This window comes from Pseudomonas sp. Irchel s3h9 (assembly GCF_900187475.1).
GTDB classification, from domain to species: Bacteria; Pseudomonadota; Gammaproteobacteria; order Pseudomonadales; family Pseudomonadaceae; genus Aquipseudomonas; species Aquipseudomonas neuropathica.
Genome location: NZ_FYDH01000020.1, coordinates 93937 through 119359, shown reverse-complemented (window position 1 = coordinate 119359; position 25423 = coordinate 93937). Strand labels below are relative to the sequence as shown.

Genomic DNA, 25423 nt, shown 5'->3' with positions numbered 1-25423 from the left:
CACCACGCAGGCGTTGGTGATGCTGGCTCGCAAACTTGCTCGGGTGGTATTCGCCTTGCTGAAAGGGCAAAGCGAATACCAGACAAAAGTCAGTTGAGGGCTTCCCCTCAACCATAGAATCTCCCACATTGATCAAATGGTGCGCCTATTTTTTGTATACAATCCGACGCCGCTATTGATCAAAATGGAGCCGCTCCCGTCATGACCGACCCTGCAAGCGCCGATTTCAGCCGCGTCGACCGCACCGCCCGTGCGGACAAACTACCCTATGCCGCGTTGCTGGCGTTCGCCATGACCGGGTTCATCGCCATTCTCACCGAGACCCTGCCCGCCGGGCTGCTGCCGCAAATCGGTGCCGGGCTCAACGTCAGTGAAGTACTCGCCGGGCAACTGGTGACGCTGTATGCACTGGGTTCGATTGTCGCGGCGATTCCGCTGACCGTCGCCACACGCGGCTGGCCGCGACGGCGGGTGTTATTGATGACGGTCGGCGGGTTTCTGTTGTTCAACACCGTCACCACGTTCTCCAGCCATTACGGTTTGACCCTCGCCTCGCGCTTTCTCGCCGGGATGGCGGCGGGGTTGTCGTGGGGGATCATGGCCGGGTATGCGCGCGGCATTGTGCCGGTGCATCAACAGGGTCGAGCACTGGCGATTGCCATGCTTGGCACCCCGGTGGCGCTGTCACTGGGCACGCCGGCGGGGACGTGGCTGGGCAATCTGATCGGCTGGCGTGCGTCGTTCGGGATCATGTCGGCGCTGGCTCTGGTGCTGGCCGCGTGGATCGTGATCGCCGTGCCGGATCGTCCGGGGCAGGCCAGTGACGAGCGTCTGCCGCTGCTCGAATCGATGCGCCTGCCGGGCGTGCGGCCCGTGTTGTTTGTGGTGCTGACGTGGATGCTCGGGCACAACATTCTCTACACCTACATTGCACCGTTTCTGATGCAGGCCGGGCTCGCCGATCGGGTCGATTTGGTGCTGCTGGTATTTGGCCTGTGTTCGCTGGTGGGGATCTGGATCATCGGCATGCTGGTGGATCGCTGGTTGCGCTGGCTGACGTTGATCAGCCTTGCGGTGTTTGCGTTGACCGCGCTGGTGTTGGCAGTGGCAGCGCCGTCACCGCTGATCATGTATGCCTGCATGGCAGTGTGGGGCCTGTCGTTTGGTGGCTCGGCCACGTTGCTGCTGACCTCGGCGGCGGACTCGGCCGGTGAACATGTCGATGTGGTGCAAGCCATGCTCACCACGTCCTGGAACGTAGCGATTGCCGGCGGCGGCTTGTTTGGCGGGTTGTTGCTGGATCGGGCGGGGGCAATGTCGTTTCCGTGGGCGCTGCTGATTCTGTCCCTCATCGCATTGGCCACGGTGTGGATCAACAAAAACCACAGCTTCAAACCGGGCCGAAGGGTGCACTGACCTATCAGCCACCCCATAACACCTGTGGGAGCGAGCCTGCTCGCGAAGACGTTGTGTCAGTCGATAAATGTGTCGGATGACCCACCGTATTCGCGAGCAGGCTCGCTCCCACAGTGATATGGGTTGGTGAGTTCGATATGGCATAACGATAGACCGCATCGATATATGTGGTTATAAGAAAAATCGCTATGCTGCGGGCCAGATTTTTCCTGTCGTTTTTCTGGACGGTTTAATGGAATTGGCAAATTTCGGCCTGGTGATTGCCGGGCTGGTGGTGGGTTTTATTGTCGGCATGACCGGTGTCGGCGGTGGTTCGTTGATGACGCCGATCCTGCTGTGGTTCGGCATCAACCCGGCAACGGCGGTGGGCACTGACCTGCTGTACGCCGCCATTACCAAATCCAGTGGCGTACTCGTCCATCGCAAAAACAAGAACATCGACTGGGCCATCACCGGTTGGCTGACCCTCGGCAGCGTGCCGGCGGTGGCTATGACCTTGTGGTTCCTCAGCACCCTGCACACCGCGCCGGACGCGATGAACGCCATCATCAAACAGGCATTGGGCTTCGTCCTGTTCGCCACGGCGCTGGCGATCTTCTTCAAGAAACGCTTGCTCGACTTCGCCCACAAACGCGCCGGCGGCAACTACAACCCGAGCGGTTCGCGCCTGAACGTGATGACTGTGATCACCGGTCTGATCCTCGGCACCATGGTCGCCCTGACCTCGATCGGTGCCGGCGCCCTCGGCACTGTCGCGCTGTTCATCCTCTATCCGCTGCTGCCGACCCGGCGTCTGGTCGGCACCGAAATCGCCCACGCCGTGCCGCTGACCCTGGTTGCAGGCCTCGGCCACGCGAGCATGGGCAACATGGATTGGGGCGTGCTGGGCTTTTTGCTGGTGGGTTCTCTGCCAGGCATCTGGCTCGGCAGCCACCTGACCGGACGCATCTCCGATGAAGTGCTGCGCCCGTGCCTGGCGACGATGCTGGTGCTGATCGGCTACAAACTGGCGTTCTGATCTGGCCCCGCCAAATACGGTCTCATGTAGGAGCTGCCGCAGGCTGCGATCTCTTGATGTTGTTTTTAAAGATCAAAAGATCGCAGCCTTCGGCAGCTCCTACGGGTGTTCTTACTGGCGGGTGGCGTATTTCATCACCGTCACCGGCAAATCGTCGTAGACCAGCTCTTCAACCACTTCCCAACCCAGTCGCGCATACAGCGACTGCGACGTGTCGGTGTACAGATACAACTCGGGCACGCCTAGCGCCGCCGCTTCTGCAACCACTCGATCGACCAGTTGCGAAGCAATCCCGCGACCGCGCTCCTCAGCCTTCACATAAACCCCCGCCAGCCATGGCGTCAGGTTCGGGCGCAGCTTCAGATCGCTTTCGATCAGCAGCGCGCCGCCCAGCAAACGTGAACCTTCAAGCGCCACCACCACGCTGGGCACTGCGCCTTTGCCGCAGGATTCGCGCATGTGTTCGATGCGGTGTTCGACGGTTTGCCCGGGGCGAAACTCGCCCCACTCCTTGAAGTTGAGCGTGGCCAGTTCTTCGATCAATTCGGGGTGATCGCACAGGTAATCGATGTGCATGCGGGTGAACTCCATTTCATGGGCAGAACTACCACCCTAATGCGGTCATAAAAGGTAATCAAATCCGCGTTGCGATCACCTCGGATATGTTGCGCAATGTCGCGCCTGTCCTAAGCTTCTGACTAGGCGGAAGATATTTGCCGGGTTGTCCCGGAACAATCGCCACGATGCGCAATCATTAGAGCGTGGATATCAAAAGGAGATGCGCATGCTCATCAGGTCATTGACCCTGACACTCTTGCTGGCGATTGCCGGCCCCTTGTTCGCCGCTGACAACGATTCGCCCATCGCCGGGGACATGGGCCGCGCCCGACCGCTGATCGTGATCGCACAAAGCACGGTCGACCCCGTGTGGGTAAGCCTGAAAAAGTCGCTGGAAGACCCCGCGAACAAAAAAGGCGTAGCCGACCGCAACATCAAGGTCTACACCATCCTCAACATGTCCGGCCAGCTCGACGGCAAGGACATGGGCCAGCAAGACACCATGGCGCTGATCCGCGCATTGAAACTTGGCGCCGGCGCGTTGCCCAAAGTGATTTTGGTGGGCAAAGATGGCGAGAAGAAACTGGAAAGCTCCGGGGACGAATCGAAGTCGGTGGATTTGAAGAAGATCTTTGACACCATTGATGCCATGCCAATGGCTGAGAAGGAAGCGGCCGCTGCGGCTCAGGCGCCAGTTGCTGCCGAGCCTGAACCGGCCAAAGGTACGAAAGGCGCAAAGCCGACCAAGCCTGCAAAACCGTCTAAGCCGCCGGAAATGCCGGATGATTGATGGCATGGCCTGATTAAAAAAAGGGCGACCTCAGCAGGTCGCCCATTTTTTGTCCGCGAAAAGATCGCAGCCTGCGGCAGCTCCTACAGGATCGGGTTTTTACTCGGTCAATGTAGGAGCTGCCGCAGGCTGCGATCTTTTGATTTTCAGTCAGCAACAGCACTGAGAATCTTATGGGCGATCTTCACCCGCTCAGGAATCGGGAAGTTCTTGTTCGCCATGATCACGATGCCAACGTTCTTGCTCGGCACAAACGCTACATACGTGCCAAAGCCACCCGTCGAGCCGGTCTTGTTTATCAACACATCTTCCGGTTGCGGTTGCGGCGGATTCAGCCACTGCACCTTGTGCGCCTCCATGGCCATTTCCGTCGAGTTGCCGGCGAGCAAACGCTCGAGACTGATCGGGTAGCGGTACATTTCCCAACCCAGGCCTTGGGTCATGTCGCCAACCGTGTAATAACCGGTGTGGGTATTGGCGATGGTTTTTTGCAGTACCGCTTCCAGCGTTTCAGGTTTCAGGTTGGCCTGCACGTAACGCAGCATGTCCACCGCGCTGGTTTTCACCCCGTAGGCCTGCGAATCCAGCGCACCGGGCGTGACGCGCACCGGTTTGCCGTTTTTGTCATAGCCCTGGGCATACAGGTCCATTTGCGCGGCCGGCACGCTGAGGTAGGTGTGCTGCAAACCGAGTTTCGGCAGCAGGGTTTGCGTCATTGCTTGGTCAAACGGTTGGCCGAGGCTTTGAGCGGCCAGATAACCGAACAGGCCCAGACTCGGATTGGAGTACTGGCGATGGCTGCCGGCGGGATATACCGGTTTCCACTGTTGGAAATAGCCGAGCATCTTGTCAGGCGAATCCGCGTTGTCCGGAAATTGCAGTGGCAAGCCGCCGGCGCTGTAGGTGCCCAGTTGCAGCACGCTGATGTTGTCGAAGGTGCTGCCTTTCAGATCAGGCCAGAGCTGGCTGGCCTTGGTCGACAGGTCGAGTTTACCGGTCGCCAGGGCGTAACCGGCGAGGGTGGCGGTGAAGGTTTTGCTCACCGAGCCGATTTCGAACAAGGTGTTTTCGCTGACTTTTTGTCCGGTGTCTTTGCTGGCGACGCCGTAGTTAAAGTAATGCGCCTTGCCGTTGATGGTCAGCGCTACGGTGAGGCCGGGAACGTTCTGTTGCTGCATCACCGGCGTCACCGCTGCGTTGACCAGCGCTGACAGTTGCGCATCGTCGGGCACGGCGGCGAAGCAGGCACTGGTGCCGAAGAGCAGACCGAAAGCGGCGCAGGAAATGACTTTGCTCGATTGAATGGATGACATGAATGAACCACTCTCCATGAGTGTTGATGACGTTATCCCGCTACACTGCGGGCGATTTCTGTGTTGGGCGACTGATCAGCGCCGCCAATTTAGTCAGCGCGGTACCAATCGACAAACGACGAAAACTCGCACGAGCCATTAGAAAAATTTGGGACTGGGCATGATTCGACCGCAATTGCCGCTCAACGCACTGCGTGCCTTTGAAGCGTCCGCGCGTCATTTGAGTTTCACTCGCGCGGCCGTGGAGCTGTGCGTCACCCAGGCTGCGGTCAGCCATCAGGTCAAAAGCCTGGAAGCGCAACTCAACGTCACGCTGTTCAAACGCCTGCCCCGTGGGCTGATGCTGACCAGTGAAGGCGAAACCTTGCTACCGGTGTTGAGCACCTCGTTCGATCACATCGCGCAGATTCTCGAACGTCTCGCCGGTGGACAGTACCGCGAAATGCTGACCGTCGGCGCGGTCGGTACGTTTGCCGTGGGTTGGCTGTTGCCGCGGCTGGCGGACTTCCGCGCGAAACATCCGCTCATAGATTTGCGGCTGTCGACGAACAACAATCGCGTGGATGTGGCGGCAGAAGGGCTGGATTACGCGATCCGCTTTGGCGCCGGGGCGTGGCATGGTATCGAAGCGACGCGGTTGCTTGAGGCACCGCTGTCGGTGTTGTGCGTGCCGGAAATCGCTCGGCAATTGCATTCGCCGGGGGACTTGCTGCAGCAGACGCTGCTGCGTTCCTATCGTACGGATGAATGGCCGGAGTGGTTTCAGGCTGCCGGGTTGGCGACTCAAGCGGCACCGCCGCAAAGCATCGTTTTCGACTCGTCGCTGGCGATGATGGAGGCGGCTTTGCAGGGCGGTGGGGTGGCATTGGCGCCGCCGCTGATGTTCGCCCGGCAACTGGCGGCGGAGGCGATTTGTCAGCCGTTTGCGATTGAGATTACGACGGGGAGTTACTGGTTGACGCGGTTGCAGTCGCGGCCTGAAACGGCGGCCATGACAGCGTTCAAAACCTGGCTTCTGCAAATCTCTGGTTAATGCAAAACCCTTGTAGGAGTGAGCCTGCTCGCGATAGCGGTGTCTCAGTCAACATTGATATCAACTGACACACCGCTATCGCGAGCAGGCTCACTCCTACAGGGACCGTGGTGGATTGGAGATCAGGTTCAGCGCACCAGACACGGCCGCTTGTTATCGAACTTCCACCCCGGAATCAGAAACTGCATCGCCACGCTGTCATCGCGTGCGCCGAGGCCCATGCCTTTATACAGTTCATGAGCCTTGGCCACCTGATCCATATCCAGCTCGACTCCCAGACCCGGTTTTTTCGGCACCTGCACCAGACCATCGATGATTTGCAGCGGCGCCTTGGTCAACCGCTGGCCGTCCTGCCAGATCCAGTGGGTGTCGATCGCGGTGATCTCGCCCGGCGCCGCAGCGGCGACATGGGTGAACATCGCCAGCGAGATGTCGAAGTGGTTGTTGGAGTGCGAGCCCCAGGTCAGCCCCCATTCATGGCACATCTGCGCCACGCGCACCGAACCTTGCATCGTCCAGAAATGCGGGTCAGCCAGCGGAATGTCTACCGACTGCAACTGGATCGCATGACCCATTTCACGCCAGTCAGTGGCGATCATGTTAGTGGCGGTTTTCAGCCCCGTGGCACGACGAAACTCGGCCATAACCTCTCGACCGGAATAACCGTTTTCCGCACCGCACGGGTCTTCGGCATAGGCGAGCACTTGATGCTGATCGCGGCACAAGCGAATGGCTTCTTTCAGTGACCAAGCGCCGTTCGGATCGAGGGTAATCCGCGCATCAGGAAAACGTTCGGCCAGCGCCGTCACCGCTTCAATTTCCGCATCGCCACTGAGCACGCCGCCCTTGAGCTTGAAGTCCTTGAAACCGTACTTCGCGTGGGCAGCTTCGGCGAGGCGCACCACGGCTTCGGCGCTCATGGCCTTCTCGTGACGCACGCGGAACCAGTCATTGTCGGCGTCCGGTTCGCTGCGATAGGCGAGGTCGGTTTCGCGCTGATCGCCAACGTAAAACAGATAACCGAGCATCTTCACTTCATCACGTTGCTGACCTTCGCCGAGCAGCGCCGCCACCGGTACATCGAGATGCTGACCGAGCAGATCGAGCAGCGCGGCTTCGAGGCCCGTCACTGCGTGGATGGTGATGCGCAGGTCAAAAGTCTGCAGACCACGACCGCCAGCATCGCGGTCGGCGAAGGTCTGGCGCACTTGATTGAGGATCTTCTGATACGTGCCGATCGGGCTGCCGACCACCAGGCTGCGCGCGTCTTCCAGGGTCTGGCGAATACGCTCGCCGCCGGGCACTTCTCCGACGCCGGTGTGGCCGGCGTTGTCCTTGAGGATGACGATATTGCGGGTGAAAAACGGCCCGTGAGCGCCGCTCAGATTGAGCAGCATGCCGTCGTGGCCGGCCACCGGGATGACTTGCATGTCGGTGATGATCGGGGCTTTGGCGGTGTCGTGTGCGGTCATGGTTTTTATCCTTCTTATTCGCAATCTTTAAAAATGGACGTCAGGCGTGCTTTGGCACGGCATCGGCGACGGCAATGTCAGCCGCAGGTTTCGGCGTGGTGCGCGCGAAGAAGACGATGATCGCGGCAATGATCGAGGTCGCGGCCAGGCCATAGAGGCCGCCCTGAATCGAGCCGGTGTGTTCTTCGAGCAGGCCGAAAGTGGTCGGCGCGACGAAGCCGCCGAGGTTGCCGACCGAGTTGATCAACGCGATCACCGCCGCCGCGATGCGTGCATCCAGATACGCCTGCGGAATCGGCCAGAACAGCGACGAAGCGGATTTGAAACCCAGCGCGGCAAAACAGATCGCGACGAAAGCGAAGATTGGCCCGCCGGTGGTGGACATGAACATCCCCGCAGCGGCGATCAACAGGGCGGTGGCGACCCACGCCTGTTGGTGTTTCCACTTGGCCGAGAACGAGGCGAAAGCGTACATGCCGATGATCGACAGCAACCACGGAATCGAGTTGAACAGGCCGACCTGGAAGTCGCTCATCTCGCCCATTTTCTTGATGATGCTTGGCAGCCAGAAGGTTGCCGCGTAGATCGTCAGTTGAATGAAGAAGTAGATCAGGCAGAACAGAATGATCTGGCGGTCCTTGAGCAGCTTGCCCATCGATGGCCGGATTGGCGTCGCGGTTTCGCGGGCCTTCTGTTCAGCATCGATGGCGTTGACCAATGCATCCTGTTCGGCGCGGGTCAGCCATTTCGCGTCGTGGGGTTTGGCGTCGAGCCAGAACCAGACGAACACGCATAGTCCCACCGAGAACATCCCTTCAATGAAGTACATCCATTGCCAGCCGTGCATGCCCAGCCCGTTGATTTGCAGGAGCAGACCGGACAACGGGCCGGAGATCAACGAGGCCACGGCGGAGCCGCTGAGGAAGATCGCAATCGCCTTGCCGCGTTCGGCGCCGGGCAGCCAGCGGGTGAAGTAGTAGATCACCCCGGGAAAGAACCCTGCCTCGGCCACGCCGAGCAAAAAGCGCAGTACATAGAAGTGGGTTTCGTTCTGGATGAACGCCATACCGGCGGCGACCAGACCCCAGGTAAACATGATGCGGGTCAGCCAGATGCGTGCGCCGACTTTCTGCAGCAGCATGTTGGAGGGGACTTCGAACAGCGCGTAACCGATGAAGAACAGACCGGCGCCGAAGCCATAAGCGGCGGCACCAATACCGAGGTCATGTTCCATGTGAGTGCGGACGAAACCGATGTTCACTCGGTCAATGTAATTGACGATGAACATGATCACGAAAAGCGGCAGGACGTGGCGTTTCACTTTCGAGATGGCGGACGCGAGTGTCGAATCGACGCCCTCGTTCATCCCGGAGACGGAGGTTTTCACTTGGTTTTCTCCCACTGATTATTTTTATGCGGGGTAGGGCAGGTGCTGCGTTGTTGCTAGACATCATACAACTGAGAAATTTTGTCCTACAAGTAGGGTTGGCCGATTATTTTTCTCTGGGATGCCGGTTTTTTATGCTTTTTTGCGTTAATGATCAATGTTTGCTGGGTTTTTTAAGGCGTAGAACATCGCGTCACCCTTAGGGAGACACGGTTCTGTTTGTCAGGAGTGTTTGAAGGTATTTCCGTTTATTTGAGTGTTGTCATACAAGTTGAACCGCTAGACTCAATTTCGTCATCCCCGCAGGATGCTACGATCCACAAGCCCCGATCACCGGAACCGATCATGCAAGAAGACCTCGACGCTCCCGCCCGTAAACGTGCGCACAACCTCGCCCATGACCTGGTGGAGAAGCTCACGCAAAGCATCCTGCTCGGCCAACTGTCGCCCGGCGACAAGCTGCCGTCAGAGAATTCCATCGTTCAGGAACACGGTGTCAGCCGCACGGTGGTGCGCGAGGCGATTTCCAAGTTGCAGGCCTCCGGCCTGGTGGAGACGCGCCACGGCATCGGCACCTTTGTCATCGAGCGTGTTGCGGAGCAGGGCTTACGCCTGAATGTCGACACGGCGCTCGGTGTGCGCAGCATTCTCGAACTGCGTCTGGGCCTGGAAACCCAAGCGGCGGCGCTGGCGGCGCAGCGGCGCACGGAGGCGCAAGTGCTGCAGATGCGCCAGGCGCTGGATGACTATCAGCGGCTGCTCGACAACAACGACAGTTGCGTCGAAGCGGATCGGCGCTTTCATCTGCTGATTGCCGAGGCCACCGGCAATGTTTGCTTCAGCGAGATCATGCAGCACCTGGGCAGCGCGATGATTCCGCGTCACCGGCTCAACGCCGCCGAGCGCGGTGCAGCGGATCTGAGCAAACTTGGGCAACTGGCTCATCTGGAGCACGAGGCGATTCTGAATGCGATCAAGCGTCAGGATGCGGACGCCGCGCGCGCGGCCATGTGGCTGCATCTGACCAACAGCCGCGACCGGTTTTCCGCGCGGGGTTGATGGCCGTTGGTCTGTTCGATAGCACGCCGTGCAAAGGGCTGATTCCAAGTTGAACGGCCCGGATATTCCGGACCTCCTGAGTGAGGTGCGTCATGGCTAACGATTTGCTGTTTCAGGGTGGCGTGCTGCCCAACGATTCGACCCGGCCGCTGCCCGGTACCGATGAACCGACACTGGCTGATCACGACTCACCGATGGGAATGCCCCCGGGGCGCGATCCATTGAGTGACGCCGACCGGCCGGATGATTGGAAAGATCCGGGAGCGGACGATGAGGGGGTGCCGCCGGCGGATGAGCCGACGCCGTTGTCGGATGATCGGCGCTGAGACTTGGTTTTTATGTTGAGTTTGCTGGCCTCATCGCGAGCGATTATGGATTCAGCCAAGCTGAACGATCGAGTCGATTATGGATTCGGCCAAGTCCAATGTTCTTGATTAAGTGTCGGTTATGGATTCACCGACGTAATTTCAGGTCGGTGAACTTCTCCAATCTCCCCCAATCAGTCCCCTCTCCCTCTGGGAGAGGGCTAGGGTGAGGGGCTTCTCAGGCATCACGCAGATCCCGCATCAACAACCCAAACCGCAAATCCACCGCATCCGGAATCGGCAGATACACCGTGTGCGCATCCCCCGGTGCCACCTCGATCGCTTCTTCTTTAGCGTTCTGCAACTCATGCAGATCAAAATGGAAATTGCCCTTCGGCGTCATCAACTCCAGATGATCACCCAAGGCAAAGCGGTTCTTCACCTTGACCTCTGCCAACCGCCCACGCCGCTCGCCGGTCAACTCGCCAACGAACTGCTGACGCTCCGACACCGAACTGCCGTGTTGATAATTCTGGTACTCGTCATGCACATGCCGACGCAGAAATCCTTCGGTGTAGCCACGCTGTGCGAGTGATTCCAGATCCGTCATCAGGCTGCGATCAAATTCACGCCCGGCCAACGCATCATCAATCGCGCGGCGATACACCTGGGTGGTGCGCGCGCAATAGAAGTGCGATTTGGTCCGGCCTTCGATTTTCAGGGAATGCACGCCCATGCGCGTCAGGCGCTCGACGTGCTGCACCGCGCGCAGGTCCTTGGCGTTCATGATGTAGGTGCCGTGTTCGTCCTCGAACGCTGGCATCAATTCATCGGGGCGATTGGCTTCCTGCAGCAGGAACACCTGATCGGTGGGCGTGCCCAGCCCCAGCGTTGGCTCTGGCTGGAAGGTCTGGACGATCTCGCCGAGCTGGTTTTCGGTGGCCTCTTGCGCTGAGTATTTCCAGCGGCAAGCATTGGTGCAGGTGCCCTGATTGGCATCGCGCTTATTCATGTAACCCGACAACAGACAGCGCCCGGAATAGGCCATGCACAGCGCGCCGTGGACGAACACTTCCAGTTCCATGCCCGGCACCTGCTCACGGATTTCGCCGATTTCCTCCAGCGACAATTCTCGCGACAGGATGATCCGGCTCAAACCCATCTGCTGCCAGAACTCGACGCTCGCCCAGTTCACCGTATTGGCCTGCACCGACAGGTGAATCGGCATCTGCGGGAAATGTCGTCGCACGAGCATGATCAATCCCGGGTCGGACATGATCAGTGCGTCGGGGGCCATGTCGATGACCGGTGCCAGATCCTTGAGGAAGGTCTTCAACTTGGCGTTGTGCGGGGCGATGTTGACCACCACGTAAAAGCGTTTGCCTTGCGCCTGCGCTTCACGAATCCCCAGCGCCAGATTGGCGTGATCGAACTCGTTGTTGCGCACCCGCAGACTGTAACGCGGCTGGCCGGCGTAGACCGCATCGGCGCCGTAAGCGAAGGCGTAACGCATGTTTTTCAGGGTGCCAGCGGGGGCGAGCAGTTCGGGGGCGGCGAGGGTAGGGATCATGGCGGTGTCGGTCGCAAAAGCGCGGCAGGGTAAGGCGGATTCGGGCGCGGCTTATTGATCTGGATCTACGCTTTGCACTGAGCGCGTTTTGTTGTGGGTGAACGAGCTCGATAAGCGGCTAACGCTGATCCGCAACTATGCTCCATGAATAAAGATGGCACTCGTGCAGGTCGCGGTTGACTAAGCATCGGGGCGTGCATGACGCCTGACTGACATGGATCGGACATGAACGAAAAAAGCCTTCAATTCAAATCCCTCACCGTGCTGCTGTTGCTGGTCACGGTGGCGTTTATCTGGATCCTCTTGCCGTTCTACGGCGCGGTGTTCTGGGCGGTGATTCTCGGCATTGTGTTTGCGCCGATGCAACGCCGGCTGCAGGCGAAATTCGGCTGGCAGCGCAACCTGACGTCCCTGTGTACCTTGTCGGTCTGCCTGGTGATCGCGATTCTGCCGGTGATCATCCTCAGTGTGCTGCTGGTGCAGGAAGGCGCGGCGGTCTACAAGAACATCGAAAGCGGCGAACTGGACATCGCTGCGTATCTGGCGCAATTCAAGCACAGCCTGCCGCCATACTTTCAGCATTTGCTCGACCGTTTCGGCATGGGCGAGCTCAATGGCCTGCGCGAGAAAATCGTCAAATCGGCGATGCAGGGCAGCCAGGTGCTGGCCAGTCAGGCGTTCAGTTTTGGCCAGGGCACATTCGAATTCGTGGTGAGTTTTTTCATCATGCTGTATCTGCTGTTTTTCTTTCTGCGTGACGGCGCCGAACTGGCGCGCAAGGTGCGCACCGCCGTGCCACTGGAGGAAGGCCACAAGCGGCGCTTGCAGTTGAAATTCAACCGCGTGGTACGCGCGACGGTGAAGGGCAATCTGGTGGTCGCGGTGACGCAGGGCGCATTGGGCGGGGCGATTTTCTGGTTTCTCGACATCCCCAGCGCGCTGCTGTGGGCAGTGTTGATGGGGTTTTTGTCGTTGCTGCCAGCGGTCGGCGCGGGGATTGTCTGGGCGCCGGTGGCGGTGTATTTCCTGCTCAGCGGGATGATCTGGCAGGGCGTGGTGTTGGGCTTGTTCGGGGTCTTCGTGATCGGTTTGGTGGACAACGTGCTGCGGCCGATTCTGGTGGGCAAGGACACCAAAATGCCCGACTACATGATTCTGATCTCGACCCTTGGCGGCCTGGCAGTCTTCGGTCTCAACGGCTTTGTGATCGGGCCGCTGATCGCGGCATTGTTCATGTCGAGCTGGGCGCTGTTCGCCGAGACCAAGCCCAAAGTGCAACTGCCTTAAGCGTGAAACGGCGCGCTGACGATCTTCTGCGACAGTGCCTGCGCAGCAGGCAAGGAAGTCAGCGGGCCGCTGATCGCTTCGCCGTCACGCATCAGATACCAGCAGGCGAGCAGGCCCGTGGCCCTGAGCGAAGCGGGGACGGCGCTGCCGATAACGGACATGATTTGAACCTGAGCCATGACGAGTACCTCCATCTATCAATGGAGCTACCTTAGAGATTCGCCGGTTCTACGGACAATCAACGCTTTCGATAGTGGTCATTGATGCCGTTGAGGCTTCAGTCGACCACTTGATCAAGCATGTGCATGACTTCGCGCTCGTTGAGCAAACCTTTGTGCACGAGGTTTTCCGCCAGCAGCGAAAGGAACTTGGCGCAACGATGGCCTTCCAGGTGCTTGAGCTCGGTCAGCGCGCTGTACACCTTGCTGGAGGTGCACAGGCCGACGATGCGGTGCGGGTTTTGTGTTGGCATACAGTCGTCCTTGTTGTTATCAACCTGTTGTTTACGGACGGATTCAGATTGCGGTTCCGTCATGACAAATAAGTGACCGTTTTATGGAAAAGTACACAACGGTCAAACAATCATGCCGACTTTAGCCGGTGAAACTGTCCTCACAGCGACCTTGGCGAGATTTTTTCAGACGCTGGCCGACCAACGGTCATAAAAAAGCCCCGCTGTAAAAGCAGGGCTTTGTTTTTTGGTTACCAGCGTGGACCGCCATAGTAGCCATGTGGCCGACCGTAATAACCGCGAGGCGGGCCGTAATAGACGGGGGCCTGTTGAATGTACACCGGCTGCTGCACATACACCGGTGCTGGCTGGTAGTAGACCGGTGGTGGCGGCTGCTGCACGTAGACCGGTTGCGGCTGCACATAAACTGGCTGTTGCTGCACATATACCGGCCGATCCTGGTTGATCAGCGCCGAGCCGATGATGGCCGAGCCGACGATCGCGCCAAACACCGCAGGGCCTTGCCAGCCGTGGCCACCACCGGCTTCTGCCTGACCTGTGACAGCAAGTGCGCCAATCAACAAGGCCAGAATGGGGAGTTTACGAATCATGATAAATCCTCGGTTCTTCGACCCGGCGGCAGGGCCTGCACCAGGCCCACAGTTGTCGCGGGGATACTTCTAAGACAGCGAAATTCTGAAAATCAGCACAGCCGCTGGGTAAATTTTGTGTAAGGTCTGTACCGGCTTCTTTACCGTGACGCTTGATGGTCCCGGAACACGTTTAATACAGGCCTCTATGATCATTCAGAAGCCGATGGGCTGGCTAATCCCGTTTATCCGAAAGTGCGTTTGAAGGAGAAGTTTCATGCAGATGAACCCGAACAAAGACACCCAATTGTGCATGTCCCTGTCGGGGCGCCCGGGTAACTTCGGTCTGCGTTTTCATAACCATTTGTATGAGCAGTTGGGCCTGAACTTCTATTACAAGGCTTTCAGCAGCCAGGACCTGACCGGCGCGGTGGGCGGTATTCGCGCGTTGGGCATCCGTGGTTGCGGCGTGTCGATGCCGTTCAAGGAAGCGTGCATTGCGCTGGTCGATGAACTGGATGCATCGGCAGCGGCGATCCAGTCGATCAATACCATCGTCAACACCCACGGCCATCTCAAGGCTTTCAACACTGATTACATCGCTGTGGCGCAGTTACTGGAAACCCACGCGGTGCCCAAGGCATCGACCTTCGCCCTGCGCGGCAGCGGCGGCATGGCCAAGGCGGTGGCCAGCGCCCTGCGTGACGGTGGTTATAAAAACGGTTTGATCGTTGCGCGCAATGAGCGGGCAGGGCGTGCGTTGGCGGATTCGCTGAGTTATCGCTGGCAGGCGGACCTGGGGGAGGAGCGGCCGCAAATGCTGATCAATGTGACCCCGGTGGGCATGGATGGCGGACCGGAAGCGGGGCAGTTGGCGTTTGAGCCTCAAGTTATTGCTGCGGCTGAGACGGTATTTGATGTGGTCGCGATTCCGTCGGAGACGCCGCTGATCGTGCGCGGCCGGGCCGAGGGTAAAAAGGTCATTACCGGGCTTGAGGTAATTGCGATTCAGGCGCTGGAGCAGTTTGTCCTGTACACCGGCGTGCGCCCGACTGAAGAGCAGTTTGCGGCGGCGGTGGCGTTTGCCCGGAGCTGATTGAGTGTTGTGGTGGCAGGGCGGGCCTCTTCGCGAGCAGGCTCGCTCCTACAGTTGGAAAGCGTTCACCCTGTAGGAGTGAGCCTGCTCGCGATGGCCTCACTACGGATTCAGATCTGAACATTGCCTATACTGCCTCCCCAGCAAGCACAGACTTGCTCCCAATAAAAACCGTGACCGAGGCTCCCATGCATCCGCCCATCCTCAACCTGCATCAGGTCGAACTCGAACCCCTGCCCGAAGCCCTGGCCCCGGAAGGCGAAACCGCCGGGCGCTATCAACAGCGCATGGCGCGGATTGGCCAGCAACTGGGTTCGCAGAAACTCGGTTATCGCCTGTATGCCTTGCCACCGGGCATGCGCGGCAGCCCGTTTCACAGCCATCGGGTCAACGAAGAGATGTTTTACGTGGTGACCGGGGAGGGCGAGGTGCGTCTGGGCGCCGAGCGTTTCCCGATCCGCGAAGGCGACGTGATCGCTTGCCCGCCGGGTGGGCCGGAAAAGGCGCATCAGATCATCAATACCAGCTCGGGCGAATTGCGCTATCTGGCGGTGAGCACCCAGCAGCAGCCCGATATTTGCGAATACCCGGATTCGAACAAGTACGTGGTGATGGATAACTTCAAGGTCGATGCTGAGGGCAATGCCTCAGGTTTTGTCGCAGTGGCACGGCAGACGGATGGCGTGGATTACTGGGATGGTGAATAACACGCAGATCCCTTGTAGGAGTGAGCCTGCTCGCGATAGCGGTGAGTCATCCAAAAATGATGTGACTGACACACCGCTATCGCGAGCAGGCTCACTCCTACATTGGTTTTGTGTGATTATTCGAGGCGGGCCAGGCGTTCTTCCAGCGCAGCGATTCGCGCTTCTAGCTCTTCGATACGCTCAACCGAAACGCCACTGCTTGTACCGCGATCCGATGGATTCTGCCGCGCTGCCATAATTGCCTCGCTATCCGCCGGATCACCCAACGCATGGGTATAACGGTCTTCGCGCTGCCCGGCCTGACGCGGAATCAACACCGCCAGCCCCCGCGCAATCAATCGCTCAAGCTGATGCACAACCTGTTCTGCGTCTTCGAAATCATGCATGCGCCCGCTGCGGGTCAGCAGTTCATTGACGGTTTGCGGGCCGCGCAGAAACATCAGTCCGCTAAGAATCACCTGCGCTGGCACCAGTTCCAGCGCTTTGTCGACTTTATGTTCCCAGCGGTCGGCGCGACTGCCCATCACCAGCCTGGAGAAACCGCGACCTTCCAGCGCCCGCAAACTCTGGCCGACCTGACCCTGGCTCAGGTTCATCACCGGTTCGCGGCTGGTTTTCTGATTGCAGGCCAACACCAGCGCATTGAGAGTCAGCGGATAGGTTTCCGGGCTGGTTGCCTGTTTCTCGATCAGCGAGCCGAGAATACGGATTTCCGTTGCGTTGAGCCGTGGTTCGTCGAAGCTGGATTCTGTCTCTGTGGTCATCGCGCGTTCCCTCTGCAGTCGAAGGCGCCTAGCCTAATCCTTGCCAAACAAAAGGCAAGCCGTGTGGTCATCAAGCATGGCTATAATCGCCTCCTTGTTCCACCCAGCCACCACACGAGACTGCCATGACCATTTCCCTGTACGCCGCATCCGTCCCGGTTTTTCAACAAATGCTCAACGCCCTGAGCGATGTCCTGAAAAAGGCTGAAGCCCACGCCACCGAGAAAAACATCGATCCGAACGCTTTCCTGCAGGCCCGTCTGTACCCGGACATGTTCCCGCTGACCCGCCAGGTGCAGATCGCCGTGGACTTCGCCAAAGGTGTTTCCTCGCGTCTGGCTGAAGTCGAAGTGCCTAAGTACGACGATACCGAAACCACCTTCGCCGAGCTGCAAGCCCTGATTGCCAAGGTGCTGGCCTACATTGGCGAGATCAAGCCAGAGCAGATCGATGGCAAGGAAGGCATCGAAATCGTTACTCGTCCGGGTACGCCGAAAGAGAAGCGCTTCAGTGGTCAGGCTTACCTGCTGACTTACGGTCTGCCGCAGTTCTTCTTCCACGTCACTACCACCTATGCGCTGCTGCGTCATAACGGGGTTGAAGTGGGCAAGCGTGATTACATGGGCGCGTTCTAAAACGTCAAAGCCCTCATCGGAACGCCGCCCGCCTAGCCCTCTCCCAGAGGGAGAGGGGACTGACCGAGTTGTTTGTTCGAGATACGCCGACCTGATCTATCGAGTCGAACTCAGGTTTGAGCAGCACTCGGTCTGCCCCCTTTCCCCCTCGCCCCCTTGGGGAGAGAGGGTTGGGGTGAGGGGGAAAAGATCTCAGCCACAAAAAAGCCCGCCAAGGTTCACACCATGGCGGGCTTTTCATTACAGCGTCTGTTACGCCGTACGTTGGGCTTTTGCTTCCTCACCCAGGCACGCCGCAGCGGTAAACAGCACATCAGTCGACGAGTTCAGCGCCGTCTCTGCCGAATCCTGCAGCACCCCGATTATGAAACCGACTGCCACCACTTGCATGGCGATTTCGCTTGGAATACCGAACAGGCTGCACGCCAGCGGAATCAACAGCAACGAACCACCCGCCACGCCCGACGCGCCACAGGCGCAAATGGCGGCGACAACGCTGAGCAGAATCGCCGTAGGAATATCCACGGCAATACCCAGCGTATGCACGGCCGCCAGGGTCAGCACGGTGATGGTGATCGCCGCACCGGCCATGTTGATGGTCGCGCCCAGCGGGATCGACACCGAATAGGTGTCTTCATGCAGACCCAGACGCTTGCTCAATTCCAGATTGACCGGAATGTTTGCCGCCGAGCTGCGGGTGAAGAATGCGGTGATGCCACTTTCACGCAGGCATTTGAGAGTCAGCGGATACGGGTTGCGACGCAGTTTCCAGAACACGATCAGCGGGTTCATCACCAGTGCCACGAACAGCATGCAGCCGAGCAGCACGGCCAGCAGGTGCGCGTAACCGATCAGCGCACCGAAACCGGAGGTGGCCAGTGTCGATGCCACCAGACCGAAAATGCCCAGCGGGGCGAAGCGAATCACCACGCGCACGATCACCGTCACGCCATTGGACAGATCACCCAGCACTTCACGGGTGGTGTCGCCGGCATGACGAATCGCGATGCCCATGCCGATCGCCCACGCCAGGATGCCAATGAAGTTGGCGTTCATCAGTGCGCTGACCGGATTATCGACCACGCTCAACAACAGGCTTTGCAGCACTTCGCCGATACCGCCCGGCGCCGTCACCGAAACGTTGTCGGTCGACAGCACAAGGTGCGATGGGAACGCCATGCTCGCAACCACGGCCACGACCGCCGCCGCAAAAGTGCCCAGCAAATAGAGGAACAGGATCGGGCGGATATGGGTTTCCTGGCCGTGCTTGTGGTTGGCAATCGAGGCCATCACCAGCACGAACACCAGAATCGGTGCGACGGCTTTCAACGCTGAAACAAACACTTTGCCGATGAACGCCGTGCCTTTCGCCGCTTCCGGGGCAAACAGCGCCAGGGCAATACCGGCGATCAGGCCGATGAGGATCTGCGTGACCAGGCTGAGGTTCTTGAGGCGTTGCAGTAGAGAAGGGGATGAAGCGGTCATAGCGGCATCTCTGATTTTTTATAGGGTGCAAGGTTGCGTAAAGCGATGGCAAAACAGGGGCAGACCACCGCCACGAACCGAAAGTGTTGACGCGACATCAACGCCAATAAACCGGTCGTTGAGCAGGTTGTACGTTTTTCAGGGCGCGGACTTTATCACAGCGTAGGCCTTATCCTTCAGGCATGTGACGATCTGCCACCGGATCAGGCAACAAAGTCGGCAGGTTTGTGCAAGTCAGCCCGGACACACTCTGTTAAGATTGCGCATCCTTATTTTCAAATTTCGCCAGCGGGCCTTCGGGTCAACGCTGGTGTCGTCGTTTTGCTGGAGTTGCGCATGCTGTTGCCCATTCTTCTGTTGTCTGCCGCCGGGTTCACGGTGCTGACCACGGAATTCGTCATCGTCGGCCTGTTGCCGGCGATTGCCCGAGACCTCGAAGTCACCATCCCGCAGGCCGGGTTGCTGGTGACTTTATTCGCTTTTACCGTGGCGATGTTCGGGCCTTTCCTGACCGCGTATTTCGCCCGCTTTGAGCGGCGCAAGCTGTTTATCAGCATCTTGATCATGTTTGGCCTGGCCAATACCGTGGCGGCGCTGGCGCCGAACATCTGGGTGATGGCGATTGCCCGGTTGATCCCGGCGCTCGGGCTGCCGGTGTTCTGGGCCTTGGCCAGTGAGACCGCAGTGGACATCGTCGGCCCGGATTTCGCCGGCCGCGCGATCGCCAAGATCGGTTTCGGCATTGTCTGCGCCACGGTGTTCGGCATCCCGGTTGGCACGTTGATTTCCGATGCGTGCGGCTGGCGCAGTGCCTTTGGCATTCTGGCGGTGATCGCTTTTGCCAAAGCCTTGTTGCTGTTTGTTTATCTGCCGAAAACCAGCCTGCACCAACATCAGGTCAGCTTCCGCTCGCAGTTCAAGATTCTGCGCAGCCCGTTGATGATCGGCCACATCGTGCTGTCGATCCTGGTGTTCAGCGGCATGTTTACCGCTTACACGTATCTGGCCGACATTCTTGAGCGCCTCGCCGGGTTCAACGGCACCGTGGTCGGTTGGTGCCTGATGGCTTTCGGTGCAGTCGGGCTGATCGGCAACTCCCTGGGCGGTCGTGCGGTGGATCGCCATCCGCTGGGGGCGTCGGTGTTGTTCTGTGCGTTCATGATTGCCGGCATGGTCTCGCTGGTACCGAACATTCATTCGCCGCTGGGGCTGGCGGTGGCGATGGGGATCTGGGGCGTGACTCAGGCTGCGTTGTTCCTGGTCAGCCATGTGCGCCTGATGAAAGCCGCGCCGGAAGCGCCAGCGTTTGCTGCTTCGTTGAATATCGCCGGGGCCAATCTGGGGATCGGCCTGGGCGCCATCGTCGGTGGCCGGGTGATCGACAGCGCGGGTCTGGGCTTCCTCGGGTTTGCCGCCGCCGGGTTCATTTTGCTGTCGGTGTTCCTCGCCATGGTGCTGATGACGCTCAAGCCGCGCGAAATGTGCGCCGAGGCTTCATAACGCAGTAAATAGCTCGCGTCGGGCACCTTCGGTAATCGCAACGATGCCGGGGTGCTTGACCTTGCGCTCTACCGAGATGGCATAGAACGACTCGGTCACTGCGTCGGTCTGGCCAATCAGCTCGACGCCGCACTGGCGCTTCACTTCATCGGCAATCACGCTTGGACCGATAAAAATCCCGCTGCCGGATTGGCCGAACGCCTGCATCAACGCACTGTCATCAAACTCGCCGACGATTTGCGGCTGGATCTGCTGCTCGGCAAACCAGCGCTGCAAGCGGCTGCGCACCACGGTTTCCGGTCCAGGAATCAACAGAGGCGCACCGTGCAGGCTGCGCGGGAAATCCTGACCGTATCTGGCTGCCAGTTCCGGGGTGGCGAAGAAACTGATTCCGCACTCACCGAGCTTCTGGCTGTAGCCCTTGATGTCGAGGTGCGAGGGCATCGGGCTGTCGGAGATCACCAGATCCAGGCGCTGGATCGCCAGATCGGCGAGCAAACGTTCGAGTTTGTCTTCGCGGCAGGTAATGCGCAGGGGCTCGTTCAGCTCCATGGTTGGCGCGATCAGGCGATAGACAATGGATTTAGGCACCACGTCAGCCACGCCGACGCGGAACAGGATCTGTTGCTCGTTGGGTTGCGCGCGCAGCATCAACTCCAGCTCGCCGCCGAGCTGGAACATCTGCTCGGCGTAGGGCAGGGCTTGTCGCCCGGCTTCGGTCAATTCGAGTTGCCGGCCGACGCGTCTGAATAACTCGATGCCATACGTCTGTTCGAGCAGTGATATCTGCCCGCTGATGGTCTGTGGCGTCAGGTTCAGTTGCTCGCAGGCGCGCACGATGCTGCCGGTCTTGGCCACAACCCAGAAGTAATGCAGTTGGCGGTAGTTGAGCATGAGTGTCATCACTTCGTGAAAACCGAAGTATAGCCGCTAAAAATACGAATTTTCCTGAAGTGTTTGTCTCCCTAGAATGCCCACCCATCGACGGCCGGTCTGTGAGCCTGTCTGTTCATTCGAAGGAAACCTTATGAAATACACAATCCCAGCATTGATGTTTACGTCTTTACTGCTTATGGCCGGTTGCGATCAGGCCGAGAAAAGCGCCCAGCAACTGATGGGCAAAGCGGCCGAAAGCGCCAAGCAAGCGATTGACGACACCCATAAAGCCGCTGAGCAGGCACTCAGTGATGCCACCGGCGGGTTGATCGAGAAAAAAGAAACACCGGAAAAAGACGCGGAAAACTCCGAATCTTCCTCCAAGACCATCTAATTCGTCTTACACAGAGTCAGGACTGACCCATGGAATATCTGTTACAGCTCGCCGCCAGCCCCACCGCTTGGGTTGCTTTGGCCACATTGGTGGTGATGGAAATCGTGCTCGGCATCGATAACCTGATCTTTATCTCGATCCTGACCAACAAATTGCCCAAGCAGTACCAGCAGAAAGCACGCCGTATCGGTATCGGCATGGCGTTGATCCTGCGTCTGGCACTGTTGAGCACCATCGCCTTCATCGTGCAGTTGACCGCACCTGTGATCGAGATCCTGGGCCAGGCCTTCTCCTGGAAGGACATGATCCTGATTGCCGGTGGTCTGTTCCTGGTCTGGAAGGCTACGACCGAGATCCATCACAGCATGGACCCGGCGCCGGAAGATCCGAAGTCGGCGACCTCGACAGTCACTTTGGGTTTTGCCGCGGCTATCGGCCAGATCCTGATGCTCGACATGGTGTTCTCGATCGACAGCATCATTACTGCGGTCGGTATGACCGAACACTTGCCGATCATGATCATCGCGGTGGTGGTGTCGGTGCTGGTGATGCTGTTTGCTGCTGAACCGCTAGCCAAGTTCATCAACGACAACCCGACGGTGGTGATGCTGGCTCTGGGCTTCCTGATCATGATCGGCATGACGCTGATCGCCGAAGGCTTCGGCGCCCACGTACCGAAAGGTTACGTGTATGCAGCGATGGCGTTCTCGGCAGCGATTGAAGTGCTGAACATGATGTCGCGCAGGGCTAGGCAGAAGAAGCTGGCTGAGCAGGCGTAACCGCTGAAAGTGAAAAGCCGCCTGAACTCTTTGAGGTCAGGCGGCTTTTTTTCGATTCGAGATTTTCAGTGTGGAATAGAGCCAGCCCCTCACCCCAGCCCTCTCCCGAGGGAGAGGGAGCCGATTTGTGGAGTGTTTTAGTCTTTAGTTCGGCTCGATATTTCAGGTCGGTGTAACTCGAGAAAACAACTCGATCAGTCCCCTCTCCCTCGGGGAGAGGGCTAGGGTGAGGGGCTTTTGCCTTTGCTGTTCAATTTCAATGTGCGGCCGCGTGACGCACTCGGTGCTTCTCGGCTTTCTCAACCGCAGCAGGCTGAACCGGATGGTGATGATGGCGCCGCGAAACCCGCAGCACCCCCCACAACATGGCAGCGGCCACGGCCAGCCAGCCGGCAATCAACATTACGATGGTCATGGTCAGGCTCATCAGTGCCTCCTCTTCGCCCTGCATCGGGCCCACACTTTTTCAATTCGCTCTGTTTCAGTGACAGTCTAGACAATGGGGTGTTTCAGACTATTGACCAAAGGTCGATTGCGACCAATCAGTTTGCTCTATGCAATCGATGGGTCTGCCGCTTAAGGCTATACCGCAGCCGGGCGCGGCCCTATGATCGCAGGCGTTGCCGGAACACGATGACCGGCGTCTGAACAGAGAGTGATGATGGTGCAGGTATTTTCTCGAATTCGTGCGGCGCTAGTGGTGGCGGGTTGTGCGGCCGTGTTGGCCGGATGTGCAGGTACTGTGGCGCCTGAAGTCAAGCGTCTGCCGGAGCGGGTCGAACTCAGTGGCACGTTCTATCGCGGCGAAGCCAATCAGAGCGGCCCGCAAGTGTTGGCCAGCCTGTTGTCGCAGCAGGGCATCGTGATCACTCCGGGGTTGCTCGAGAAACCTCTGCACTTGCCGGGTGCCGAAGACAAATTGCAACGGAACCTGCAAAACCTCGCCCGCGAGTACGGCATGGTGGTTTACCCGCTGGACAGCAACCTGCCCGCACTGTTGACCCAAGTGGCGGCAGGCTATCCGGTGATGGTGCGCTTCAGCGAGGGGGCAGCATTCTGGGCCGAGCCGCGTTACGCAATCCTGTCCGGTTACGACCGCAACAAACAGAAGGTCTTGCTGCGTGCCGGCATGAACCGTCGCGAACTGATGAGTTTCAGCTCCTTTGAGTCGGCACTGGAAAAATCCGGTGGCTGGGCCGTGCTGATCCAGAAACCGTCGCAGATCCCGGCAGCCGTTGACCGTCAGCGCTGGCTCAAAGCAGCCGATGAACTGGCCCAGGCCGGTCAGGAAAACGAAGCGGCGCAGGCGCGCAAGGCGCTGGCAGCCCACTGAGTTCCCGTTCGTCATTTGCCGGGCACGACTGCGCCCGGCAAGCCTCCTACGAATAGAACCCGTTTTCTGCGGGTGAATCAGGAGGCGAACATGGCAGATTCCCCATCCCCGAAAGGGCCGCATTCGACCGAGCACTCGTCGGGTCATGATCTGGGTTTCGACCCGGACTCGCCGGACGTCGACGATCCGCAAGTCGATCCGGTTGGCCCGGCCAAGGCGCCGAAAGACGTGAAACCCGGTGAAGACCACAAGACACCGGCCAAACCTTATGACCCGTTAGCCAATCTGAAACCTTGATGCGAGGTGCGTATGAGTACTGACTCAAGCTTCGATGACCAAAAACCGGACAGCGTGCCCACGACGCCGGAGCCGGAGATTGATCCGGTGCTGGATCCGGACAGCCCGCTGCGCGATCCGATGGCCCGACCTAATGTCATGACGCCGGAACATTCGCGGGATCCAAGTGCAGGCGATGGCATTCCTGATGACGACAAGATGCCGCTGCCCAATGACTGAAATGCAGGCGAAAAAAAGCCCCGAGGATTCGGGGCTTTTTCTTGCGCGCTCGGGTTACTTGGACGCTTCAACCACACCGCTCTGGCGTGACTTAAGGTTTTTCTCGGCCTTGTATTGTTGCGCCACCGCAGGAACGTTGGCGCTCTTACCGGTTTCCACCCAACTGCGAATACGGCTGGCATCGGCGAAGTGGGTGTATTTGCCGAAGGCGTCGAGAATGACCAGCGCGACCGGACGGTTACCCATCTTCGTCACCAGCACCAGGCAGTGACCGGCAGGATTGGTGAAACCGGTTTTGGTGATCTTGATGTCCCAGTCGGCCTTGTTCACCAGGTGGTCGGTATTGCGGAAACCCAGAGTGTAGTTGGGTTTGCGGAAAGACACGGTCTTTTCCTTGGTGGTGGTGAGTTCGCTGAGGAGCGGGTACTTATGCGCGGCCACCAGCAGCTTGCTCAGGTCGCGGGCGGTGGAAACGTTACGCTCCGACAGGCCTGTCGGTTCGACAAAGTGCGTACTGGTCATGCCCAGTGCCTTGGCTTTCGCGTTCATGGCCGCGATAAAGGCCGCGTAACCTCCCGGATAGTGGTGAGCGAGGCTGGCGGCCGCGCGGTTCTCCGAAGACATCAAGGCGATCAGCAGCATCTCGCGACGCGGCAGCTCACTCTTGAGTTTGACTCGAGAGAACACACCCCTCATTTCCGGTGTGTTGCTGATATCGACATTGATCCATTCGTCCATGTTCTGCCGGGCTTCAACCACTACCAATCCAGTCATGAGCTTGCTGACAGAAGCGATCGGCACGATCACGTCAGGGTTGCTGGAGTAGATGACTTTGTTGGTCTGCATATCCATGAGCAGTGCGCTGCCGGAGGCGATCTTCAGGCTCGAAGCGTCACGTGGGGCAGCGGTGGTTTCCGCAGCGTTGATCGTTGGCGTGATGAATGTGCCTGTAAAAGCAAAAAACAGGCTCAGAATCGAAAGACGAATTTTCACGCGGGCGAACTCATAAAGGTTGGATATTCCGTTAGTTTGTAACGGGTTATTTCTTCAAAGCGTCGCATTCTAGGAGTATGGCTGAAGATCTGTCGA

Annotated in this window: 29 protein-coding genes and 1 pseudogene; 17 read left to right on the top strand and 13 right to left on the bottom strand. The window is 58.7% G+C overall.

Annotated features, from left to right (window positions below; all coding sequences use genetic code 11):
* The 3 genes and pseudogenes from CKW26_RS27070 to CKW26_RS27060 form a co-directional block, all read left to right on the top strand.
* Window positions 1–97, top strand: a pseudogene (locus CKW26_RS27070) (IS110 family transposase); the annotation flags it as partial.
* Between the two features lie 104 nt (window positions 98–201).
* Complete coding sequence (locus tag CKW26_RS27065) at window positions 202–1416, top strand: MFS transporter (RefSeq protein WP_095050841.1); 1215 nt, start codon at window positions 202–204, stop codon at window positions 1414–1416.
* Window positions 1417–1648: 232 nt separating this feature from the next.
* A complete protein-coding gene (locus CKW26_RS27060; protein ID WP_034154648.1) occupies window positions 1649–2434 on the top strand; it encodes a sulfite exporter TauE/SafE family protein in 786 nt (261 codons plus the stop codon).
* 111 nt (window positions 2435–2545) lie between these two features.
* Here CKW26_RS27060 and CKW26_RS27055 read toward each other — a convergent pair whose 3' ends face one another.
* Window positions 2546–3010, bottom strand: coding sequence for a GNAT family N-acetyltransferase (locus CKW26_RS27055; protein WP_095050840.1), 465 nt, complete (start codon window positions 3008–3010; stop codon window positions 2546–2548).
* Between the two features lie 208 nt (window positions 3011–3218).
* On the opposite strand from CKW26_RS27055, the gene CKW26_RS27050 reads away from it, so the two are divergent.
* Window positions 3219–3782 carry a DUF4174 domain-containing protein gene (locus tag CKW26_RS27050; RefSeq protein WP_095050839.1) on the top strand — a complete coding sequence of 188 codons (564 nt, stop codon included), beginning with the start codon at window positions 3219–3221 and terminating at the stop codon, window positions 3780–3782.
* A 146-nt stretch (window positions 3783–3928) separates the two neighbouring features.
* Here the strand turns inward: CKW26_RS27050 and ampC are convergent, their stop codons facing one another.
* Window positions 3929–5095, bottom strand: coding sequence for a class C beta-lactamase (gene ampC, locus CKW26_RS27045; RefSeq protein ID WP_095050838.1), 1167 nt, complete (start codon window positions 5093–5095; stop codon window positions 3929–3931).
* Between the two features lie 160 nt (window positions 5096–5255).
* Here ampC and CKW26_RS27040 point away from each other — a divergent pair, with 160 nt between their 5' ends.
* Window positions 5256–6128, top strand: a complete 873-nt coding sequence (locus CKW26_RS27040; RefSeq protein ID WP_095050837.1) for a LysR family transcriptional regulator — start codon at window positions 5256–5258, stop codon at window positions 6126–6128.
* Between the two features lie 128 nt (window positions 6129–6256).
* Here CKW26_RS27040 and gudD read toward each other — a convergent pair whose 3' ends face one another.
* Both gudD and CKW26_RS27030 read right to left on the bottom strand, forming a co-directional pair.
* A complete protein-coding gene (gene gudD / locus CKW26_RS27035) occupies window positions 6257–7600 on the bottom strand; it encodes a glucarate dehydratase (RefSeq protein WP_095050836.1) in 1344 nt (447 codons plus the stop codon).
* Between the two features lie 40 nt (window positions 7601–7640).
* Complete coding sequence (locus CKW26_RS27030) at window positions 7641–8987, bottom strand: MFS transporter (protein ID WP_095050835.1); 1347 nt, start codon at window positions 8985–8987, stop codon at window positions 7641–7643.
* Between the two features lie 345 nt (window positions 8988–9332).
* Between CKW26_RS27030 and CKW26_RS27025 the strand changes: the two genes are divergently transcribed.
* Both CKW26_RS27025 and CKW26_RS27020 read left to right on the top strand, forming a co-directional pair.
* Window positions 9333–10046 carry a FadR/GntR family transcriptional regulator gene (locus tag CKW26_RS27025; RefSeq protein ID WP_093433993.1) on the top strand — a complete coding sequence of 238 codons (714 nt, stop codon included), beginning with the start codon at window positions 9333–9335 and terminating at the stop codon, window positions 10044–10046.
* Window positions 10047–10138: 92 nt separating this feature from the next.
* Window positions 10139–10372 carry a hypothetical protein gene (locus CKW26_RS27020; protein ID WP_095050834.1) on the top strand — a complete coding sequence of 78 codons (234 nt, stop codon included), beginning with the start codon at window positions 10139–10141 and terminating at the stop codon, window positions 10370–10372.
* A gap of 217 nt (window positions 10373–10589) precedes the next feature.
* On the opposite strand, the gene yegQ is transcribed toward CKW26_RS27020, so the two are convergent.
* Window positions 10590–11921, bottom strand: coding sequence for a tRNA 5-hydroxyuridine modification protein YegQ (gene yegQ, locus CKW26_RS27015; protein ID WP_095050833.1), 1332 nt, complete (start codon window positions 11919–11921; stop codon window positions 10590–10592).
* 225 nt (window positions 11922–12146) lie between these two features.
* On the opposite strand from yegQ, the gene CKW26_RS27010 reads away from it, so the two are divergent.
* A complete protein-coding gene (locus CKW26_RS27010; protein ID WP_093434002.1) occupies window positions 12147–13208 on the top strand; it encodes an AI-2E family transporter in 1062 nt (353 codons plus the stop codon).
* On the opposite strand, the gene CKW26_RS27005 is transcribed toward CKW26_RS27010, so the two are convergent.
* The 3 genes from CKW26_RS27005 to CKW26_RS26995 all read right to left on the bottom strand — a co-directional run bounded on the left by CKW26_RS27005 (window position 13205) and on the right by CKW26_RS26995 (window position 14270).
* Window positions 13205–13387, bottom strand: a complete 183-nt coding sequence (locus CKW26_RS27005; RefSeq protein ID WP_095050832.1) for a hypothetical protein — start codon at window positions 13385–13387, stop codon at window positions 13205–13207. The two genes, CKW26_RS27010 and CKW26_RS27005, sit on opposite strands and share 4 nt — an antisense overlap.
* 98 nt (window positions 13388–13485) lie before the next feature.
* Window positions 13486–13680 (bottom strand): hypothetical protein, encoded by a 195-nt coding sequence (locus CKW26_RS27000; protein ID WP_016984641.1) that lies wholly within the window; start codon window positions 13678–13680, stop codon window positions 13486–13488.
* Window positions 13681–13910: 230 nt separating this feature from the next.
* The gene (locus CKW26_RS26995) at window positions 13911–14270 is read right to left on the bottom strand and encodes a hypothetical protein (RefSeq protein ID WP_007917357.1); all 360 of its coding nucleotides are present in this window, start codon (window positions 14268–14270) and stop codon (window positions 13911–13913) included.
* 256 nt (window positions 14271–14526) lie between these two features.
* Between CKW26_RS26995 and CKW26_RS26990 the strand changes: the two genes are divergently transcribed.
* Both CKW26_RS26990 and CKW26_RS26985 read left to right on the top strand, forming a co-directional pair.
* The gene (locus CKW26_RS26990) at window positions 14527–15345 is read left to right on the top strand and encodes a shikimate 5-dehydrogenase (protein ID WP_095050831.1); all 819 of its coding nucleotides are present in this window, start codon (window positions 14527–14529) and stop codon (window positions 15343–15345) included.
* Between the two features lie 188 nt (window positions 15346–15533).
* Window positions 15534–16052, top strand: coding sequence for a cupin domain-containing protein (locus tag CKW26_RS26985; RefSeq protein ID WP_095050830.1), 519 nt, complete (start codon window positions 15534–15536; stop codon window positions 16050–16052).
* 116 nt (window positions 16053–16168) lie between these two features.
* On the opposite strand, the gene CKW26_RS26980 is transcribed toward CKW26_RS26985, so the two are convergent.
* The gene (locus CKW26_RS26980; RefSeq protein WP_095050829.1) at window positions 16169–16816 is read right to left on the bottom strand and encodes a YceH family protein; all 648 of its coding nucleotides are present in this window, start codon (window positions 16814–16816) and stop codon (window positions 16169–16171) included.
* Between the two features lie 125 nt (window positions 16817–16941).
* On the opposite strand from CKW26_RS26980, the gene CKW26_RS26975 reads away from it, so the two are divergent.
* Window positions 16942–17451 carry a DUF1993 family protein gene (locus CKW26_RS26975; RefSeq protein ID WP_034154670.1) on the top strand — a complete coding sequence of 170 codons (510 nt, stop codon included), beginning with the start codon at window positions 16942–16944 and terminating at the stop codon, window positions 17449–17451.
* A 252-nt stretch (window positions 17452–17703) separates the two neighbouring features.
* Here the strand turns inward: CKW26_RS26975 and sstT are convergent, their stop codons facing one another.
* A complete protein-coding gene (gene sstT, locus CKW26_RS26970) occupies window positions 17704–18936 on the bottom strand; it encodes a serine/threonine transporter SstT (protein WP_095050828.1) in 1233 nt (410 codons plus the stop codon).
* Between the two features lie 336 nt (window positions 18937–19272).
* Between sstT and CKW26_RS26965 the strand changes: the two genes are divergently transcribed.
* On the top strand, window positions 19273–20436 hold the full coding sequence (locus CKW26_RS26965; RefSeq protein ID WP_095050827.1) for an MFS transporter: 1164 nt from the start codon (window positions 19273–19275) through the stop codon (window positions 20434–20436).
* On the opposite strand, the gene nhaR is transcribed toward CKW26_RS26965, so the two are convergent.
* Complete coding sequence (gene nhaR / locus CKW26_RS26960) at window positions 20431–21330, bottom strand: transcriptional activator NhaR (protein ID WP_095050826.1); 900 nt, start codon at window positions 21328–21330, stop codon at window positions 20431–20433. The two genes, CKW26_RS26965 and nhaR, sit on opposite strands and share 6 nt — an antisense overlap.
* A gap of 133 nt (window positions 21331–21463) precedes the next feature.
* Between nhaR and CKW26_RS26955 the strand changes: the two genes are divergently transcribed.
* Together CKW26_RS26955 and CKW26_RS26950 are read left to right on the top strand one after the other, a co-directional pair.
* A complete protein-coding gene (locus CKW26_RS26955; protein ID WP_095050825.1) occupies window positions 21464–21706 on the top strand; it encodes a hypothetical protein in 243 nt (80 codons plus the stop codon).
* Between the two features lie 29 nt (window positions 21707–21735).
* On the top strand, window positions 21736–22485 hold the full coding sequence (locus CKW26_RS26950) for a TerC family protein (protein ID WP_007917342.1): 750 nt from the start codon (window positions 21736–21738) through the stop codon (window positions 22483–22485).
* 256 nt (window positions 22486–22741) lie between these two features.
* Here the strand turns inward: CKW26_RS26950 and CKW26_RS30125 are convergent, their stop codons facing one another.
* Complete coding sequence (locus CKW26_RS30125) at window positions 22742–22912, bottom strand: hypothetical protein (protein WP_176471236.1); 171 nt, start codon at window positions 22910–22912, stop codon at window positions 22742–22744.
* Between the two features lie 234 nt (window positions 22913–23146).
* On the opposite strand from CKW26_RS30125, the gene CKW26_RS26940 reads away from it, so the two are divergent.
* From CKW26_RS26940 to CKW26_RS26930, 3 genes are all read left to right on the top strand, one after another.
* Window positions 23147–23818 carry a peptidase C39 family protein gene (locus CKW26_RS26940; protein WP_095050823.1) on the top strand — a complete coding sequence of 224 codons (672 nt, stop codon included), beginning with the start codon at window positions 23147–23149 and terminating at the stop codon, window positions 23816–23818.
* A 90-nt stretch (window positions 23819–23908) separates the two neighbouring features.
* Window positions 23909–24115, top strand: coding sequence for a DUF6021 family protein (locus CKW26_RS26935; protein ID WP_095050822.1), 207 nt, complete (start codon window positions 23909–23911; stop codon window positions 24113–24115).
* A gap of 12 nt (window positions 24116–24127) precedes the next feature.
* On the top strand, window positions 24128–24334 hold the full coding sequence (locus CKW26_RS26930) for a hypothetical protein (RefSeq protein WP_095050821.1): 207 nt from the start codon (window positions 24128–24130) through the stop codon (window positions 24332–24334).
* A 54-nt stretch (window positions 24335–24388) separates the two neighbouring features.
* Here the strand turns inward: CKW26_RS26930 and pbpG are convergent, their stop codons facing one another.
* Complete coding sequence (gene pbpG / locus CKW26_RS26925; protein ID WP_095050820.1) at window positions 24389–25327, bottom strand: D-alanyl-D-alanine endopeptidase; 939 nt, start codon at window positions 25325–25327, stop codon at window positions 24389–24391.
* Window positions 25328–25423: the final 96 nt, after the last annotated feature.

Excerpts from the sequence above, each read along its gene's own strand:
- CKW26_RS27040 (WP_095050837.1), top strand. The coding sequence starts at position 5,256 with ATGATTCGACCGCAATTGCCGCTCAACGCACTGCGTGCCTTTGAAGCG.
- CKW26_RS27025 (WP_093433993.1), top strand. The coding sequence starts at position 9,333 with ATGCAAGAAGACCTCGACGCTCCCGCCCGTAAACGTGCGCACAACCTC.
- yegQ (WP_095050833.1), bottom strand. The coding sequence starts at position 11,921 with ATGATCCCTACCCTCGCCGCCCCCGAACTGCTCGCCCCCGCTGGCACC.
- CKW26_RS26980 (WP_095050829.1), bottom strand. The coding sequence starts at position 16,816 with ATGACCACAGAGACAGAATCCAGCTTCGACGAACCACGGCTCAACGCA.
- CKW26_RS26950 (WP_007917342.1), top strand. The coding sequence starts at position 21,736 with ATGGAATATCTGTTACAGCTCGCCGCCAGCCCCACCGCTTGGGTTGCT.
- CKW26_RS26990 (WP_095050831.1), top strand. The coding sequence starts at position 14,527 with ATGCAGATGAACCCGAACAAAGACACCCAATTGTGCATGTCCCTGTCG.
- CKW26_RS26965 (WP_095050827.1), top strand. The coding sequence starts at position 19,273 with ATGCTGTTGCCCATTCTTCTGTTGTCTGCCGCCGGGTTCACGGTGCTG.
- CKW26_RS26975 (WP_034154670.1), top strand. The coding sequence starts at position 16,942 with ATGACCATTTCCCTGTACGCCGCATCCGTCCCGGTTTTTCAACAAATG.
- CKW26_RS27060 (WP_034154648.1), top strand. The coding sequence starts at position 1,649 with ATGGAATTGGCAAATTTCGGCCTGGTGATTGCCGGGCTGGTGGTGGGT.
- CKW26_RS26995 (WP_007917357.1), bottom strand. The coding sequence starts at position 14,270 with ATGATTCGTAAACTCCCCATTCTGGCCTTGTTGATTGGCGCACTTGCT.
- CKW26_RS26940 (WP_095050823.1), top strand. The coding sequence starts at position 23,147 with ATGGTGCAGGTATTTTCTCGAATTCGTGCGGCGCTAGTGGTGGCGGGT.
- CKW26_RS26935 (WP_095050822.1), top strand. The coding sequence starts at position 23,909 with ATGGCAGATTCCCCATCCCCGAAAGGGCCGCATTCGACCGAGCACTCG.
- CKW26_RS27065 (WP_095050841.1), top strand. The coding sequence starts at position 202 with ATGACCGACCCTGCAAGCGCCGATTTCAGCCGCGTCGACCGCACCGCC.
- CKW26_RS26985 (WP_095050830.1), top strand. The coding sequence starts at position 15,534 with ATGCATCCGCCCATCCTCAACCTGCATCAGGTCGAACTCGAACCCCTG.
- CKW26_RS30125 (WP_176471236.1), bottom strand. The coding sequence starts at position 22,912 with ATGAGCCTGACCATGACCATCGTAATGTTGATTGCCGGCTGGCTGGCC.
- CKW26_RS27050 (WP_095050839.1), top strand. The coding sequence starts at position 3,219 with ATGCTCATCAGGTCATTGACCCTGACACTCTTGCTGGCGATTGCCGGC.
- ampC (WP_095050838.1), bottom strand. The coding sequence starts at position 5,095 with ATGTCATCCATTCAATCGAGCAAAGTCATTTCCTGCGCCGCTTTCGGT.
- sstT (WP_095050828.1), bottom strand. The coding sequence starts at position 18,936 with ATGACCGCTTCATCCCCTTCTCTACTGCAACGCCTCAAGAACCTCAGC.
- nhaR (WP_095050826.1), bottom strand. The coding sequence starts at position 21,330 with ATGCTCAACTACCGCCAACTGCATTACTTCTGGGTTGTGGCCAAGACC.
- CKW26_RS27000 (WP_016984641.1), bottom strand. The coding sequence starts at position 13,680 with ATGCCAACACAAAACCCGCACCGCATCGTCGGCCTGTGCACCTCCAGC.
- CKW26_RS27055 (WP_095050840.1), bottom strand. The coding sequence starts at position 3,010 with ATGCACATCGATTACCTGTGCGATCACCCCGAATTGATCGAAGAACTG.
- CKW26_RS27005 (WP_095050832.1), bottom strand. The coding sequence starts at position 13,387 with ATGGCTCAGGTTCAAATCATGTCCGTTATCGGCAGCGCCGTCCCCGCT.
- CKW26_RS26930 (WP_095050821.1), top strand. The coding sequence starts at position 24,128 with ATGAGTACTGACTCAAGCTTCGATGACCAAAAACCGGACAGCGTGCCC.
- CKW26_RS27020 (WP_095050834.1), top strand. The coding sequence starts at position 10,139 with ATGGCTAACGATTTGCTGTTTCAGGGTGGCGTGCTGCCCAACGATTCG.
- CKW26_RS26955 (WP_095050825.1), top strand. The coding sequence starts at position 21,464 with ATGAAATACACAATCCCAGCATTGATGTTTACGTCTTTACTGCTTATG.
- CKW26_RS27010 (WP_093434002.1), top strand. The coding sequence starts at position 12,147 with ATGAACGAAAAAAGCCTTCAATTCAAATCCCTCACCGTGCTGCTGTTG.
- gudD (WP_095050836.1), bottom strand. The coding sequence starts at position 7,600 with ATGACCGCACACGACACCGCCAAAGCCCCGATCATCACCGACATGCAA.